At 63.1% G+C, this 14,837-nt stretch carries 15 protein-coding genes and 1 pseudogene; 10 read left to right on the forward strand and 6 right to left on the reverse strand.

The genetic code is table 11. The features are described 5' to 3' along the window. The first annotated feature begins 138 nt into the window (after positions 1 to 138). Both MHY24_RS04890 and MHY24_RS04895 read left to right on the forward strand, forming a co-directional pair. Positions 139 to 1,455 carry an O-acetylhomoserine/O-acetylserine sulfhydrylase gene (locus MHY24_RS04890; protein ID WP_239228564.1) on the forward strand — a complete coding sequence of 439 codons (1,317 nt, stop codon included), beginning with the start codon at positions 139 to 141 and terminating at the stop codon, positions 1,453 to 1,455. Further along, on the forward strand, positions 1,452 to 2,570 hold the full coding sequence (locus MHY24_RS04895) for a homoserine O-acetyltransferase (RefSeq protein ID WP_239228565.1): 1,119 nt from the start codon (positions 1,452 to 1,454) through the stop codon (positions 2,568 to 2,570). The genes MHY24_RS04890 and MHY24_RS04895 overlap by 4 nt, the downstream gene beginning before the upstream one ends. Before the next feature lie 98 nt (positions 2,571 to 2,668). Here MHY24_RS04895 and MHY24_RS04900 read toward each other — a convergent pair. From MHY24_RS04900 to MHY24_RS04910, 3 genes and pseudogenes are all read right to left on the reverse strand, one after another. Next, positions 2,669 to 3,649 (reverse strand): annotated as a pseudogene (locus tag MHY24_RS04900) (HNH endonuclease signature motif containing protein). Positions 3,650 to 3,774: 125 nt separating this feature from the next. Beyond that, entirely contained in the window at positions 3,775 to 4,089 is a 315-nt protein-coding gene (locus MHY24_RS04905) for a DUF3017 domain-containing protein (protein ID WP_239228566.1), read from the reverse strand. Continuing rightward, positions 4,086 to 4,934 carry a bifunctional methylenetetrahydrofolate dehydrogenase/methenyltetrahydrofolate cyclohydrolase gene (locus MHY24_RS04910; RefSeq protein ID WP_150850691.1) on the reverse strand — a complete coding sequence of 283 codons (849 nt, stop codon included), beginning with the start codon at positions 4,932 to 4,934 and terminating at the stop codon, positions 4,086 to 4,088. The genes MHY24_RS04905 and MHY24_RS04910 overlap by 4 nt, the downstream gene beginning before the upstream one ends. Before the next feature lie 23 nt (positions 4,935 to 4,957). Here MHY24_RS04910 and MHY24_RS04915 point away from each other — a divergent pair, with 23 nt between their 5' ends. Then, positions 4,958 to 5,428 (forward strand): tRNA (cytidine(34)-2'-O)-methyltransferase, encoded by a 471-nt coding sequence (locus tag MHY24_RS04915; protein ID WP_005322648.1) that lies wholly within the window; start codon positions 4,958 to 4,960, stop codon positions 5,426 to 5,428. Here the strand turns inward: MHY24_RS04915 and MHY24_RS04920 are convergent. Both MHY24_RS04920 and MHY24_RS04925 read right to left on the reverse strand, forming a co-directional pair. After that, positions 5,412 to 6,785, reverse strand: coding sequence for a PH domain-containing protein (locus tag MHY24_RS04920; RefSeq protein WP_239228567.1), 1,374 nt, complete (start codon positions 6,783 to 6,785; stop codon positions 5,412 to 5,414). The two genes, MHY24_RS04915 and MHY24_RS04920, sit on opposite strands and share 17 nt — an antisense overlap. Continuing rightward, on the reverse strand, positions 6,782 to 7,243 hold the full coding sequence (locus MHY24_RS04925; RefSeq protein ID WP_239228568.1) for a PH domain-containing protein: 462 nt from the start codon (positions 7,241 to 7,243) through the stop codon (positions 6,782 to 6,784). Before MHY24_RS04925 ends, MHY24_RS04920 begins: the two co-directional genes overlap by 4 nt. Before the next feature lie 111 nt (positions 7,244 to 7,354). Between MHY24_RS04925 and MHY24_RS04930 the strand changes: the two genes are divergently transcribed. From MHY24_RS04930 to MHY24_RS04945, 4 genes are read left to right on the forward strand one after another with little or no spacing between them, the layout of a single operon-like run. After that, the gene (locus tag MHY24_RS04930) at positions 7,355 to 7,903 is read left to right on the forward strand and encodes a hypothetical protein (protein WP_239228569.1); all 549 of its coding nucleotides are present in this window, start codon (positions 7,355 to 7,357) and stop codon (positions 7,901 to 7,903) included. Then, positions 7,896 to 8,114: a helix-turn-helix transcriptional regulator gene (locus tag MHY24_RS04935; protein ID WP_255712183.1), complete on the forward strand. Its 219-nt coding sequence runs from the start codon at positions 7,896 to 7,898 to the stop codon at positions 8,112 to 8,114. The genes MHY24_RS04930 and MHY24_RS04935 overlap by 8 nt, the downstream gene beginning before the upstream one ends. 42 nt (positions 8,115 to 8,156) lie before the next feature. After that, positions 8,157 to 8,420 (forward strand): helix-turn-helix transcriptional regulator, encoded by a 264-nt coding sequence (locus tag MHY24_RS04940; RefSeq protein ID WP_005322660.1) that lies wholly within the window; start codon positions 8,157 to 8,159, stop codon positions 8,418 to 8,420. Then, on the forward strand, positions 8,420 to 8,917 hold the full coding sequence (locus tag MHY24_RS04945) for a hypothetical protein (RefSeq protein ID WP_239228570.1): 498 nt from the start codon (positions 8,420 to 8,422) through the stop codon (positions 8,915 to 8,917). The genes MHY24_RS04940 and MHY24_RS04945 overlap by 1 nt, the downstream gene beginning before the upstream one ends. Here MHY24_RS04945 and MHY24_RS04950 read toward each other — a convergent pair. After that, the gene (locus MHY24_RS04950) at positions 8,914 to 12,033 is read right to left on the reverse strand and encodes an error-prone DNA polymerase (RefSeq protein ID WP_239228571.1); all 3,120 of its coding nucleotides are present in this window, start codon (positions 12,031 to 12,033) and stop codon (positions 8,914 to 8,916) included. The genes MHY24_RS04945 and MHY24_RS04950 overlap by 4 nt on opposite strands. A 137-nt stretch (positions 12,034 to 12,170) precedes the next feature. Here MHY24_RS04950 and MHY24_RS04955 point away from each other — a divergent pair, with 137 nt between their 5' ends. The 3 genes from MHY24_RS04955 to MHY24_RS04965 all read left to right on the forward strand — a co-directional run bounded on the left by MHY24_RS04955 (position 12,171) and on the right by MHY24_RS04965 (position 14,818). Next, the gene (locus tag MHY24_RS04955; protein WP_239228572.1) at positions 12,171 to 13,034 is read left to right on the forward strand and encodes a MetQ/NlpA family ABC transporter substrate-binding protein; all 864 of its coding nucleotides are present in this window, start codon (positions 12,171 to 12,173) and stop codon (positions 13,032 to 13,034) included. Between the two features lie 69 nt (positions 13,035 to 13,103). Then, positions 13,104 to 14,141, forward strand: a complete 1,038-nt coding sequence (locus MHY24_RS04960) for a methionine ABC transporter ATP-binding protein (RefSeq protein WP_239228573.1) — start codon at positions 13,104 to 13,106, stop codon at positions 14,139 to 14,141. Then, the gene (locus tag MHY24_RS04965; protein WP_204610138.1) at positions 14,138 to 14,818 is read left to right on the forward strand and encodes a methionine ABC transporter permease; all 681 of its coding nucleotides are present in this window, start codon (positions 14,138 to 14,140) and stop codon (positions 14,816 to 14,818) included. The genes MHY24_RS04960 and MHY24_RS04965 overlap by 4 nt, the downstream gene beginning before the upstream one ends. Positions 14,819 to 14,837 lie beyond the last annotated feature (19 nt).

Here is a 14,837-nt window from a genome sequence, read left to right on the forward strand (position 1 = left end):
CCCCACCGATAGCCACAAAAATAACCACCCCCACCCCTAACCCAACTGACCGCTTGGTCTATTTTTATTCTCGCTCCTGCCAGCGGGTTTCACCAAACCCGTTCGCAAGACATACCGCTTGGTCTAGTCTTGCCAAGCATGACGACGAAATACGATAACTCCAATTCCAACTGGTCCTTCGCTACCCGCTCCGTACACGCGGGCCAAAACCTCGACGGGCACCACAACGCCCGCAACGTGCCGATTTACCAGACCACTTCCTACGTCTTTAACGACGCCGAGCACGCGGCCAACCGCTTCAATCTTTCCGACGCCGGCCCCATTTACACCCGCCTGACCAACCCCACCCAGGACGCGCTGGAAGAACGCCTCGCTTCCCTCGAGGGCGGTGTCGCGGCCGTTGCCTTCGCTTCCGGCCAGGCCGCCGAAACCGCGGCCATTTTGAACCTCGCCTCGGCCGGCGACCACATCGTGACTTCCCCGCGCCTCTACGGTGGCACCTCCACCCTCTTTACCGTCACGCTCAAGCGCCAAGGCATCGACGTCACCCTCGTCGAGGACCCGGACGACCCGCAGTCCTGGCAGGACGCCGTCCAGCCGAATACCAAGGCCTTCTACGGCGAGACTTTCGGCAACCCCGTGGCCGATGTCCTCGATATCCCGGCCATCGCCGAGGTCGCCCACAACAACCAGGTCCCACTCATCGTGGATAACACCATCGCCACCGCCGCCCTCGCCCGGCCGCTGGACCTCGGCGCGGACATCGTCGTAGTGTCCACCACCAAGTTCTACACCGGCAATGGCTCGGCCATCGGCGGCGCGATTATCGACGGCGGCTCCTTCGACTGGACCGTCACCCGCAACGGCGAGCCCGTCTTCCCCTACTTCGTCACTCCGGATGAGGCCTACCACGGCCTGAAGTACGCCGATCTCGGCGCCCCAGCCTTCGCCCTCAAGGCCCGCGCCGGCCTGCTGCGTGATACCGGCGCCGCCATCTCCCCCTTCAACGCCTGGCTGACGCTGAATGGAATCGAGACGGTGGGGCTGCGCGTCGAAAAGCACAATGCCAACGCCCAGGCCGTTGCCGAGTACTTGGAAGGCCACGCCAAGGTCACCAAGGTCAACTACGCCGGCCTGGATTCTTCGCCGTATAAGGCCACCAAGGAAAAGCTTGGCTACGCCTACACCGGCTCCGTCCTCTCCTTCGACATCGACGGCGGCCGCGAGGAAGCCTGGGCGTTTATCGACGCCCTCAAGCTCCACTCCAACCTCGCCAATATCGGCGATACCCGCTCCCTGGCCGTGCACCCGGCAACCACCACGCACTCCCAGTCCGACGAGCCTGCGCTTGCCGCGGCCGGCATCACCCAGTCCACCATCCGTCTCTCCGTGGGCATCGAGCACATCGATGACATGATCGCGGACCTCGAGCTGGGCTTTAACGCGCTGGCATGAAGCTAGTTAGCATCGGCGACTTTCACACCGAAGCCGGCGCCACGCTTCCCGACGCCCACATTGCCTACCACCGCTTCGGCCACCTCCTCGGCGATCCCCACGGCCGCAATAACGTCATTGTGGTTGAACACGCCCTGACCGGTGATTCGAATGTGGCCGAATGGTGGGCCGATCTGGTCGGCCCTGGCAAGGCGCTAGATACGACGAAGTGGTGCGTTATCGCCACCAACGCACTGGGCGGCTGCGGCGGCTCCACCGATCCCGCCTCCCCGCATCCGGACGACGGCCGCGCCTGGGGCTCGCGCTTCCCCGCGCTTTCGGTGCGCGACCTCGTCTCGGCCGAGCGCGCCGCGCTCCGCGAGCTCGGCATCACCCACGTCCACGCCATCATTGGCGGTTCGATGGGCGGCGCGCGCACGCTGGAGTGGACGCTGATGCACCCCGAGGCCGTTGATGCGGCCTGCGTCATTGCCGTATCGGCCCGCGCTTCCGCCTGGCAGATTGGCATCCAGTCGGCGCAGATCGCGGCCATCGAGCAGGATTCCTTCTGGCATGGCGGCGACTACTACGCCTCCGCGCAGCGCCCGCGCGAGGGGCTGGCGGCCGCGCGTCGCATTGCACACCTGACGTATCGCGGCGAGCAGGAAATCGACGAGCGCTTCGGCGTCCAGGCCCAAGCCGGCGAGAATCCGCTCGGGCCCTACCGCCGCCGCAATGAGCGCTTTGCCGTCAACTCCTACCTGGACTATCAGGGCACCAAGCTGGCCGATCGCTTCGATGCCGGCTCCTACGTCACCCTCACCGAGGCGCTCAACCGCCACGATATCGGCCGCGGCCGCGGCGGCCTTAACCGCGTGCTGGGCTCGTCCGAGGTGCCGACCATGGTCGTCGGCGTGGACACGGATATCTTGTACCCGTATCACCAGCAAGAACACCTCTCGCGCAACCTCGGCAACCTGCTGGCGATGGCAAAGGTTGTCTCCCCGGTAGGCCACGACGCCTTCCTGACCGAGTCACGCCAAATGGATCGCATCCTGCGCAATTTCCTCACCCTTTCCCAGCCCAACCCGCGCATTGATTCAGCGGCCGGTGATCCCACGGAATATTCGATTTAAAAGCTCTGCCCTTGTGGGATCGCCGAAGCCGCGCAGCGCGCACTAGCGACAAGTGGTGCGGCACGCTGCGCTGGGGCTATGGCTTTACAGGGCGAAACTCAGCGGTTTTCGGGCGGCTTGGCCCAAGGCGGGCGCCAGACGATACCTTCACCGGGCCGGCGCTCGAGCCTGCCGCGGCGCGGCGGCGCATTAGGGTCATCATCATTGACCCCGTTGTGATACTTGCAGGCCATGGTGAGGTTCTCGGGATTCGTGTCCCCACCGAGCAGCCACGGGGTGAGGTGGTGGACTTGGCATTCATCCGCTGGCGTATGGCAATCGGGCCACGGGCACACAGGGGTTTCCGCCATCGCCATCTGGCGTTGCTTCCATGTTGCTAAGCGCCGTGCTTGATAGAGGTTTACGGGGCCGGTGACAGGATGGATGAGGGTGATAAGGCCGACGTCGGAAAGCGCGCGGCGAACAAGGTCTGCACCGGTAATCTGCGCGCCATTGGTCAGCTGCAAGGTGACGTCCTCGCCGTGGATGACCTTGACCATCTCATTGAGGGTGAGCACCACATTGGTGGTGATTGTGGAGGCAGCGGCGCCCTAGGAAAAGACGCGGCGGGCATCGGCGACGGTGGAGACATGGTTATTAATCTCTGCCACCAGTTCGGACTCGGCGGTTATGGTCAGCGTCCACAGGTCATCGCGGCGGCGGATCAGGCGCACGCCCTCAGAGCGCTTGGTGGTGCGTTCCTCGCGCACAAGGCGACGGGCGCGCTTTTCAATCTCGCTGGTAGCAACGCGCAGAGCGCAGAGTGCCTCGCGCAGCGCCCAGGCCGCACGCTGGGTTTTCATCTTCTGGGCGTAGTGCTCGATGATTTTTAGCGCGTCAAGCGGCAGTGTGGTGCGGCGGGCGGCGCGCTGCTTGGCGCGAAAGGAAGTGCGGCCGAAGTAGGTGTCGGCAAGGCGGGCAAACTCGGCGGCCTCGCGATCGCTAAAGCCCTTATCGACGAGCTTTTCTACCGACAGCCCAACGCACTCCTCGATGAGCACCATCGGGGAATTCACGGCTGTCAGGTAGTTCGAAATCATGGCCCTGAGCCTAAACCGGCCGCGCAACTCGGCGCGCGGTGACGGGCGGCAGCCTGTGGATAATCTCCCGAACGACACCCTCTAAGGCCGAGATAGGTGAAAGCTCTACAAAAGACTGTGGATAACTAGCTGCCGAGCGAATCCACGGAGAAGGCCAGAAAGGCCATCACGGCGCCGAGTAGGCCGGTAAAGCAGGCATCGAAGCGACGCGAACGCACTGCCAGCACGCCAACGCGGCTGGAATCACAAGTCAGGCGTACCACAGTGAGCCACAGCAAGGCGAGGCCGAGGAGAAACGTGGCCCGACGCCAGTACTCGAAGACCGCGTAACCTCCGGAGACGACCACGCCCGCCACGAAGATGCCGATAGCCGCCCACTGCGCGGCGGGCGGCAGCGGGGAGGGCGCGAGGCCGGCATCGTGCGGGTTATCTAGATTCACGCCAACTTTTCCGCGCGCTCGACGATATTGCGCACCAAGAAGGCGCGGGTCAGCGGGCCGACGCCGCCCGGGTTCGGCGAGACGAATCCGGCCTTGTCCCAGCAGTCTGGGTGGATGTCGCCGGTGAGCTTGCCGTCGACGCGGGAGACTCCGACGTCGAGAAGCGCGGCGCCTTCCTTAATCATGTCCGCAGTGAGCATGTGGGGCTGGCCGGCGGCGGCGATGACGATATCGGCCTCGCGGGTCTCGGCGGCCAGGTCCTTGGTACCGGTGTGGCAGAGGGTGACGGTGGAGTTCTCGCTACGGCGGGTAAGCATCAGGCCGATGGGACGGCCCACGGTCACGCCGCGGCCGATGACCACGGTCTTGGCGCCGTCAAGCTCAACGCCGAAGCGGCGCAGCAGGTGCAGGCAGCCGTTCGGGGTACAGGGCAGGGGCGCGTCCTCGTTGAGCACCAGCTTGCCCAGGTTGACCGGGTGCAGGCCGTCGGCGTCCTTTTCGGGGTCGATGCGCTCGAGGATGGCGTTTTCATCCAAGTGCTTGGGCAGCGGGAGCTGGACGATGTAGCCGGTGCAGGCGTCATCGGCGTTGAGCTCATCGATAACGGCCTCGAGTTCTTCCTGCGTGATGTCGGCCGGCAGGTCCTTGCGGATGGAGTTGATGCCGAGCTTTTCGCAGTCGCGGTGCTTCATCTTCACATAGGACTGGGAGCCGGGGTCTTCGCCGACCAGGACGGTAGCGAGGCCGGGCGTAATCCCCTTGTCCTTCAGCGCGGCCACGCGCTGGGCGAGGTCGGCGAAAATCTCGTCGCGGTACAGTGTGCCATCTAGTTTGGTAGCGCTCATAGCCACCATCCTAGACTGAAGGCATGAGCCAGCTGCACATTGTCTTTGATAACCCGGTCATTCCTACTAATACGGGCAACGCCATCCGCACGGCCGCGGTAACGGGCGCGAGCCTGCACCTGATTGAGCCGCTGGGTTTCAATTTCGACGATAAGCACTTAAAGCGCGCCGGTCTGGATTATCACGATTTGGCCGATGTGCAGATTCACAAGGACTTCCAGGCCTGCATGGATGCGCTGCCGGGCGCGCGTGTATTCGCGTTTACCACGCATACGGATAAGTGGTTTACGGATATCGAATACCAAGAAGGCGATGTTTTGCTCTTTGGCACGGAGCCGACTGGCCTGCCGGAGGAGCATATTAATCATCCGCGCGTGACGGACCGCGTGCGCATTCCGATGGTGCCGGCCAGACGCTCGATGAACCTGTCGAATTCGGCGTCGACGGCCGTATTCGAGGCGTGGCGCCAGCTGGGCTTTAACGGGGCGGTTTAAGCCCTGGCAGTTGGCGGGAGCGCAGGCGGGCAAGGAGTGCGGTGGCGTCGGCAAGCGTGAGGTTGCGCGCGGCCATGCGCACGGGCCCTTGAACTAGGTCGAGGTTGACGGTGGCTAGGCCGAGCGCCTGGGAAATCGGCCCGCGGCGGTAGGTTAGCTCCTGGATATGGGAGGTGTGGATGGCCTTGACGCGGCGGTTGAGCCGGCCGTTGCGCACGATGACGTAGTCGCCGGTGAGCGCGACGGTTTGCTGGCGGTAGTCCAGCGGGGAGACCCACTTGGCGCGGGCCGGCGAGGCGTAGGTGGGGGCGGCATCGGCCGGGAGGAATTGCCGGGCTTGGGCGAGGGAGCCGACCGGCAGGATGCGGGTGGAGCCAGAAGCCTTGCCGCTTGCCGACGCCCCATATCCCGCCACCGAAACCCTCACCTCGTACCAGCCCAACGGCCGCCACAGGAACGGCTGGGTAATTTGCACGGCGTGGATGCGGTCAAGGCGGATGCTTTGGCGGCGGCGATCGGCCAGGCCGTAGGTGATGTTGAGGACCTCGCCGTCGGTGCGGGCGGTGTAGCGCCAGGAGGAATCGAGCACGTTCCAGGCGTTGGGTAGCGCGCTGACGAGGATGGGCAGCGCGGTCGACAGCGGCAGCCGGGTGACCACGACGACGATGAGGAAGCCGACGAGGAAAAGCGTGGAGGTGCGCAGCGCGGCCGCCATAAGGGAGCGCGCGATCGGGATTTCGGGCACGAGGGCCGGTTCTTCGGCCGGCGCGGCGGGCGTGTGGGCGCTGGTCGCGTCGGCGGCGGTTGCATCGATGTCAGTGTCCGCGGCGGTGGCGGCCGGTGTGGGAGCGCCGTGGACGCGGGCGAGGATATCCTCGCGCAGGGCTTCGGCGTCGGCCTTTTTGAGGTACGCGATTTCGATGACCGATGACTGGCCGCCGGCTGTTTCTACGCGCACGGCCGCCAGCCGGAAAAGGCGTGCGATGACGGGTTCGACGACGTCGACGGCCTGGGTGCGGTCATAGCGCGCGGTGCGCAGTTGGGTGGAAAAGAGTCCGCGGCGCAGGGAGAGCTCGTCCCCGCCGAGCTGGTAGCCCATGCGGCGCCACCATAGGCCGGAGGCGAGCCACACGACCGCGCAGACCGCAACGAACCCGGCGATCGCAAAGGCGGTATCGCGCAGGGCCTCACCGCGGTGCTCGCCAGTGATGAAGGCAAAGATATCGCGCAGGGCTTCCAGGTTGACGTTGAGGGCGAAGGCCGCGATGAGGGCCAGGATCACTGACCATAGGCGCAGCAGCGGGGTGAGGCGGTGGACGCGGCGGAAGCTTGGTTGGGTGCTGGACTGGTCGCTCATAGGCCGCTCATCCGTTCGCGGGCTTGGTGGGCAAGGCGGGTACGGAGGGCGTCGGCAAGCGGGGCTTCCAAGCCCTTAATGGTGGCGTCCGTGCTGGCCGAGGCCGTGTGGAGCTGCAGCTTTTTTAGCCCGAGGGCGCGGTCGATGGGCTCGGAGGTCACGTCCACGAATTGGATGCGGCCGTAGGGCACGACGGTGAAGGAATGCCAGAGCTTGCCGCGAGTGATAAGCAGCTCATCGTCGGTCTCGAGCCAGCCCATGTTGCGCACCTGGGCGGGGATGAGCCAGAGCAGCCAGAAGAAAAGGGCGACGAAAAGCCCGGCCGCCCAGTAGAACCACGGGGTCCACCAGAAACCTGCCGCACCGGCGGCCGCCGCGAGGACAATCATCCAGCTCAGGTGGTGGATATAACGCGAGGTCACCAGGCGTGGCGAGACGGGATTCATTTCTTCGCTCATAGTTATTGACAGTATCAATCGGGCCATACCCTTGCCTCACTTATCGTTAATCGATATTATCGAATTACGACAACATCGAGAGTCGATAAACAATCGGCGGAAAGGATTGTCATGACCACCCCACAACCCACCTCCAAGGCCGAGCGCCGCGAAATTAACACAGCGGCCGGCATCTGCCTCCTTACCATCGTCATCCTCGGCCCTACCTACCTGCGTGAGCTTGCCACCGGACGCTTTTCCACCGCACTGAGTGCGGCCGTCCCAGAAGGCCTAAGCAAACACAACCTCGACGGCGGACCATTCTGGACGCTCACCGCAGCGCTCGTCGTTAAGATTGCGGCTATTTTGATCATCGCGTTCTTTACCTACCGTCTGGTCAAGCCCATGCTTCGCGGGCAGGTCTTCACTACGAAAAATATTCGCTTCCTCAATGGAATAGCCATCGGGATTCTCGTCTGGTTTATCGGACGCTTCCCGCTCGAAGGTATGGGCAACAACTGGGCCTCTTCACAGCTAGGGATCGACTGGTGGTCCAGCCAGAGCGGAACGTCATTTGGCGAGCTCGCGCTGCTTTACCTCTTTGCCTGCGCCCTACAGCTCTTCTCAGCCGCCATCAAGCGCGGTTGCAAGCTAGAAGAGGAGGTCGAAGGACTTGTCTGAGCCACAAGGGCCCCAGGTAGTCTGCCACCTCGACCGAATAATGGAAGAGCGCGGCATAACCGGAACGGCACTCGCTAAAGAAGTAGGCATCACCCCAGTCAACCTCTCCGTATTGAAGAATAATCGTGCCAAAGCCGTACGCTTTAGCACCCTCGCAGCACTATGCGCGGCACTGGACTGCCAGCCAGGGGATATCTTCGGCGTCGAGTAGCAACCCTTGCCAGGGCGTTGGGTTTATGCAATACTTTGACTCATGTCCCCAAAGAAGAAGCCCTCCGCACCCATTTATAACCGGGTACGCGTGCTACGCGCCGAGCGGGACATGTCGCGCGCGCAGCTGGCTGAGGCCATCGACGTCAACCCCCAGACCGTCGGAGCCCTTGAGCGCGGGGACCACTCCCCCAGCCTGGACCTAGCTTTCCGCGTCTGCGAGGTCTTTGACCTTCCAGTGGAGGCCATCTTTTCCCGCCAGGAATTTGCCCCTATGTCCACTGAAATCTATAGGAAGAATTCCTAATGGCTACCACAATTCCCGCCTCTGTTTCCCGCCGCAAGCGCTTGATCCTGGCCGGCGATATTTTTCTCGGCCTAGCCATCGTGGCGGCGGCCCTGCACTTCTTCGCGCTTGGCTTGTCTAATCTGCTGTGGCCGATAGCTGGCATTGCGGCGACCATGTGCACCACGTGGCTGCGCCAGTCCATTCGGCACCTCGACGTTCCCACTACGGAGATGGATGAGTACGAGCTGCGCCTGCATACCGACGCCCGCGACAAAGGCCTGAAAACCGCATTGGCCACGGCCATAGTGCTCTTCCTCGTCGCCGGCGCCACCGCTTTTGGCCTGCGATTCTCCGGCGCGGAGCAGGTTGCGGTGGAGGAAGCGACCTCGGGGGCAAATATCGCCATCTTCTTTGCCAAGCTCATCTATACCCAACTGCTGTGGATTCCGTTTGCGGTAGCCAAGGAATTGGCCAATAAGCTCAACGCGGACGAGCTGCGCAGCGGCGGCAACTAGCGGAAATCGCGGGAGCCGCGGGAGAGGAATTCTCCAAAGTCCAACGGCTCGAGCTTATCTGCGACCACGCTGACCGCTCCGGTGGCATTTTGCACGATGCCGCGGATGATCATCGCCCGGGCGGTGCGGGCCAGCACCTTATGCCGCGACCACAATCCGGGCGAGACCATCACGTTCATCAAACCGGTTTCATCTTCGACGCCCAAAAAGGTCAGGCCAGAAGCAGTGCGCGGGCGCTGGCGGTGAGTAATAATGCCGGCGATACGCACGCGGGTGCCATCGGGGACATGGGGGAGCTGGGAGCCAGGGAGGACGTCGGCAAGCGAGGCACGCACCAGCTCCATCGGCTGCTGATTATGGGTCACGCCAGTAGCGGCGACGTCGGTAGCCATGAGCTCAAACGCAGACATACCGGGCAGGTGCGGCGAAGCCAGGGCGGACGTACCGGGCAGCATGCCCTCACGCTCGGTGGCGGCGACGCCAGCCTGCCACAGCGCTTGGCGACGATCCAGCCCCAGACACTCCAGCGCCCCGGCCGTAGCCAGCGCCTCCACCTGCTCCACGCTGAGATCCGCCCGGCGCGAAAGATCGGACACGCTAGTAAAAGGCGCGGCCGCCTCCACCCGCTCGGCGGCGGACTCCCCCAGCCCCTTGATGAGGTTAAGGCCCAAACGGATCTCGGACGACCCCGTCGCACGGGCCTGGGCGCCGGAGTCATTGATGCTCACCGGCAGCACCCGCACGCCGTGGCGCCGAGCATCCTGGATGAGCGACTGCGGGGAATAGAAACCCATCGGCTGCGCGCGCAGCAACCCCACGCAGAATTCCGCCGGGTAGTGGTATTTAAACCACGCGGAAAAATACACCAGCGAGGCAAAGGACTGCGAGTGCGATTCCGGGAAGCCATAGGCGGCGAAGGCCACGATTTTGGTCCACAGCTTCTCTGCCACCTCACCCTCGATACCGTTGGTCTCGCGCAGGCCGGCAAAGAAGCGGCTGCGCAGCGCGGCCATCTTTTCCGGGGAGCGCTTCGAGCCCATGGCGCGGCGCAGGTCATCGGCCTCGGCACCGGAGAAGCCGGCGGCGTCGACCGCGATCTGCATCAACTGCTCCTGGAAGAGCGGAATACCTAGGGTCTTGCCCAGGGATTTTTCCAGCACCGGATGGTCATAGGTCACCTCCTCAAGGCCGTCGCGGCGGCGCAGGTAGGGGTGCACGGACCCGCCCTGGATGGGGCCGGGACGAATGAGCGCGACTTCGACCACTAAGTCAAAGAAGCGGCGCGGCTTCAGACGCGGCAGCGTGGCTAGCTGCGCGCGGGATTCCACTTGGAAGACACCCACCGCATCGGCGCGGCAGAGCATGTCATAAACTTCCGGCTCGGCTAGGTCGAGCTCCCACAGGTGCACCTCGCGGCCGGTGGTGGCGCGCACGGCATCGATCATGTGGTGCAGCGCCTCCAACATGCCCAGGCCCAAGAGATCGAATTTCACCAGGCCGGCGGCCGCGCAATCGTCCTTATCCCACTGCAATACGGAACGATTTTCCATGCGCGCCCATTCCATAGGAACGACGTCCGCAATGGGCCGATCGCACAGCACCATGCCACCGGAGTGGATGCCTAGGTGGCGGGGCTGGCCGAGGAATTGCTCGGCTAAAGAGGAGACGTCGGCAGGCGGCTCAGAGGTACCTTTCGACCACGCATCGGCCGAGCCCTGCGGGTAGCCCAACGCGCGGGCCGCATCGCGCGTAGCTCCCTTGCGGCGATAGGTAATGACATTGGCCACCTGCGCGGCGCGATCGCGGCCGTGGGTGCGGTAGACATACTGAATAACTTCCTCGCGGCGACCGGACTCAATGTCGATATCAATATCGGGCGGGCCATCGCGGTCCGGGGAGAGAAAACGCTCGAAAAGCAGCTGCGCGGAGATAGGCTCGGCATTAGTAATGCCTAGCGCAAAGCACACCGCGGAGTTGGCGGCCGAGCCGCGGCCTTGGCACAGAATATTCTCGCGGCGGCAAAAATCCACCAGGTCGCACACAATCAGGAAGTAGCCGGGGAAGCCCAGCTGCTTGATGACGCCCAACTCATGCCCAATCTGCTTCCGCGCCGCCTGCCTAATCTCGGCTGGGCGCGAAGCATAGCGTTCCTTGGCGCGGTGCCAGACCTCATGCTCCAGCCAGCTCATTTCGGTATACCCCTCCGGCACCGGAAAATGCGGCAGGTTGGGCGCGAGGGCGTCCCAGGTAAAGGAGCACTCGCGGGCGAGCGCCACAGTTTCGGCGATGAGCTCCGGCCGATCCGGCAAGAGTTGCGCCATCTGCTCGCCGGATCGCAGCCAGCCAGCCCCCATGGGGTGGGCGTGCGGCGCGGCGGCCGCAAGGGATTCGCGCCGGGCTAGGGCACGCTTGGCGGCGGCGAGCCGAGTTTGGTCGCGGGTCGCGGCCGCGGGCCGTGCGGTTGCGATGGCCCGCAGGTTATTGTATTTATCGAGGAAACGGTGCTGATCCGCATCCTCGGGGGACATGCTGCACGAATATTCGAGAACTATGCTGTCTATTTTTATTCTTTCGAGCAGGTTATCGATTTCTGCTAGCGCCTCCGGCCCCACCAGAAAGAAGCACTCCCCTTCCAGTTCGCGCGCCACCTCGTCCAAGGGCGGATAGGCTACGCGATCCTTCTCCCCGGCTTCCATCCGGGCGCGCGCGATGAGGCGCGACAGGCGGCGATAGCCCTCCGGGGTGCGTGCCAGCACGGTCACCGGGGCCTCCGTGAGCGATAGCTCCGCACCATATACGGCCGGAAGTCCTGCTTTAGCTGCGGCTTCGGCAAATTTCATCAGACCATAAAAGCCATCGCGGTCCACGATGGACAACCCCTCAAGGCCCAGCTCTACGGCTCGAGCCACCAGCTCCTCCGGCTCGGCAGCGCCGTCGAGAAAGCTATAAGAACTTACCGCGTGCAGCTCCGCAAAGGGGACGGCGGAGTGACCGCGCCGAGCAGAATCCGCTGGCCCATGAAGGTGATTAACCGGCACGGGCGCAGCAGATTCGCGACCAGAGAGAATGCGCTCTACCCGCGACCAGGACAGCGCTTTTCCGCCATTAAATTCCACGCCAGACAGCGTAATATCGAATCATTGTTCTAGACAAGCCGGTGCGACGTGATGCCCACAATAGACAAAGCGGTTCGCTGATTGCTAGGTTGCTAAACAGACAAATTATTCCAACTCCTACAAGAAGGGGATTCCCCATGCAGATCCGTCGCGTAGTGGCTGCTACCGCCGCCGTAACCATCGCTGCCACCAGCCTGGTGGCATGCTCTTCCGACTCCGATGACTCCAAGACCATCACAGTCGGCACCACCGATGACGCAAAGAAGGCTTGGGTAGCGTTCGAGCAGGAAGCAAAGAACGCAGGCTATGACATCGATATCCAGCCTTTCGCGGATTACAACACCCCAAACCAGGCTCTGGATCAGGGTGAGTTGGATACCAATAACTTCCAACACCTGAAGTTCTTGGCGGAGTATAACCACGGCAACGGCACCAACCTGGTGCCAATCGTGGCTACCGAGATCGTGCCGCTGGCACTGTTCTGGAAGGACCACGACTCCCCCGACGGCATCGAGGGCGAAGAGGTCGCCATTCCGAATGACTCCACCAACCAGGCTCGCGCCATCAACGTGCTGGTTCAGGCCGGACTTATCACCCTGAAGGACAAGAACAACCTAGAGCCAACCCCGCTGGATATCGACGAGAAGAAGTCCAAGGTCAAGGTCACCCCGGTAGACGCAGCACAGACCACGTCCGCACACGGCGAGGGCACCCCGGCGATTATCAATAACTCCTTCCTGGAGCGCGCCGGCATCGACCCAGCCACCGCCATCTTCCAGGACGAGCCGAACGCCGAAGAGGCAGAGCCGTACATCAATGTCTTCGCCGTCCGCGAGGAAGATGCAGACAACGAAGACATCAAGAAGCTCGCCGAGCTATGGCACACCGACGCCGTTCAAAAGGGCGTCGACGAAGACTCCGCCGGCACCTCCGTCCAGGTGGAGCGCAGCCAGGAGGATCTGCAGAAGATCCTGGATAAGCTCGAAGCAGATCTGGACTAATCACCCTTGCTTTACCCCGCCGGAGCCCCCGGCGGGGTTTGGCACTTTCCTAGCTAAGGACGCAAACACGTGGCAGATTCCACTCAACGCGGCACCCGCATCGAGTTCCGCGAGATCACCAAGGTCTTTAAACAGAAAAAGGCACGAGTCAAGGCCCTCGACAATGTCTCCATGACCATCGAGCCCGGCGAAATCGTCGGCATCATTGGCTATTCCGGCGCCGGCAAGTCCACCCTCGTGCGCATGATCAACGGTTTGGACACCCCGTCCGCGGGCGAGCTACTGCTTGATGACACCAATATCGTCGGCATGTCCGAGAAGAAGCTGCGCGGCATTCGCCGCAATATTGGCATGATCTTCCAGCAGTTCAACCTGATGAACTCGCGCACCGCGGCGGGCAATATTGAATACCCGCTGCAGCTGCAGGGCGTCGGCAAGCAGGAGCGCGCCCAGCGCGTGCAGGAGCTACTGGAATTCGTCGGCCTGGGAGACAAGGGCAAGAGCTACCCGGAGCAGCTTTCCGGCGGCCAGAAGCAGCGCGTTGGCATTGCCCGTGCGCTGGCCACCAACCCTTCGCTGCTGCTTGCCGACGAAGCCACTTCCGCCCTCGACCCCACCACCACGCAGGAAGTCCTCGACCTGCTGCGCCGGGTGAACAAGGAATTCGGCATCACCATCGTGGTTATTACCCACGAGATGGAAGTCGTTCGCTCCATCGCCGATAAGGTCGCCGTGATGGAAAACGGCCGCGTAGTAGAGCAAGGCAGCGTCTACGAGGTCTTCTCCAACCCGCAGACCTCCGTGGCCGCCAAGTTCGTGGCCACCTCGCTGCGCAACGAACCCGACGTCGTCGAAACCGACGACCTGCTTGCGCACGAAGGCCGCCTGTTTACCATCAACCTCACCGAGGAATCCGGCTTCTTCACCGCCGCCGCTCGGCTCAAGGAGGCCGGCGTGTCCATCGCCGTTGTCCACGGCGGTATCACCACGTTGCAGCAGCATTCCTTTGGCAAGCTGACCGTGCGGCTTAGCGGCGATAATAACGCCATCGAAGAGTTCTACCGCACGCTTTCTACCACCACCCAGATTGAGGAGATTGCACGATGACCGTCACCAACCTCGCCCAAGCCAACTGGGACCGCCTCGGCCCTTCACTAGCCGAGGCCATCGTCGATACCCTCATCATGGTCTCGACCACCCTCATCATCTCCGGCATCCTCGGCCTTGGCCTGGGCATGCTGCTCTACACCACCCGCACAGGCGGCATCCTGCAGAACCGGTTTGTCTACGTCATTGTCAACCTGCTGGTGAACTTCGTCCGTCCCATCCCGTTCATCATTTTGCTGGCCTTTGCCCAGCCGTTGACCGTCGCTGTAATGGGCGGCTCCATCGGCCGCGGCCCGGCCACCTTCGTCATGGTGATCGCCGCAACCTTCTCCGTGGCCCGCGTGGTGGAGCAAAACCTCGTGGCCATCGATCCCGGTGTTATCGAGGCCGCCCGCTCCATGGGTGCCTCGCCGTGGAAGATCATTACCTCCGTCATCGTTCCGGAGGCCCTCGGCCCGCTGATCCTGGGCTACACCTTCCTGTTCATCGCCATCGTGGATATGTCCGCTATGGCCGGCTACGTCGGCGGCGGCGGCTTGGGCGACTTTGCCATCGTCTACGGCTACCGCGCCTTCGAGTGGGAAGTCACCGTCGTGGCTACGCTCATCATCATCGTGCTGGTGCAGGCCGCCCAGTTCCTCGGCAACTGGCTTTCTTCCAAGGTCATGCGCCGCTAGCCCCCGCTTGCCGACGCCG

It is taken from the genome of Corynebacterium sp. ACRPQ (genome assembly GCF_022347225.1).
Lineage (GTDB): Bacteria > Actinomycetota > Actinomycetes > Mycobacteriales > Mycobacteriaceae > Corynebacterium > Corynebacterium tuberculostearicum_D.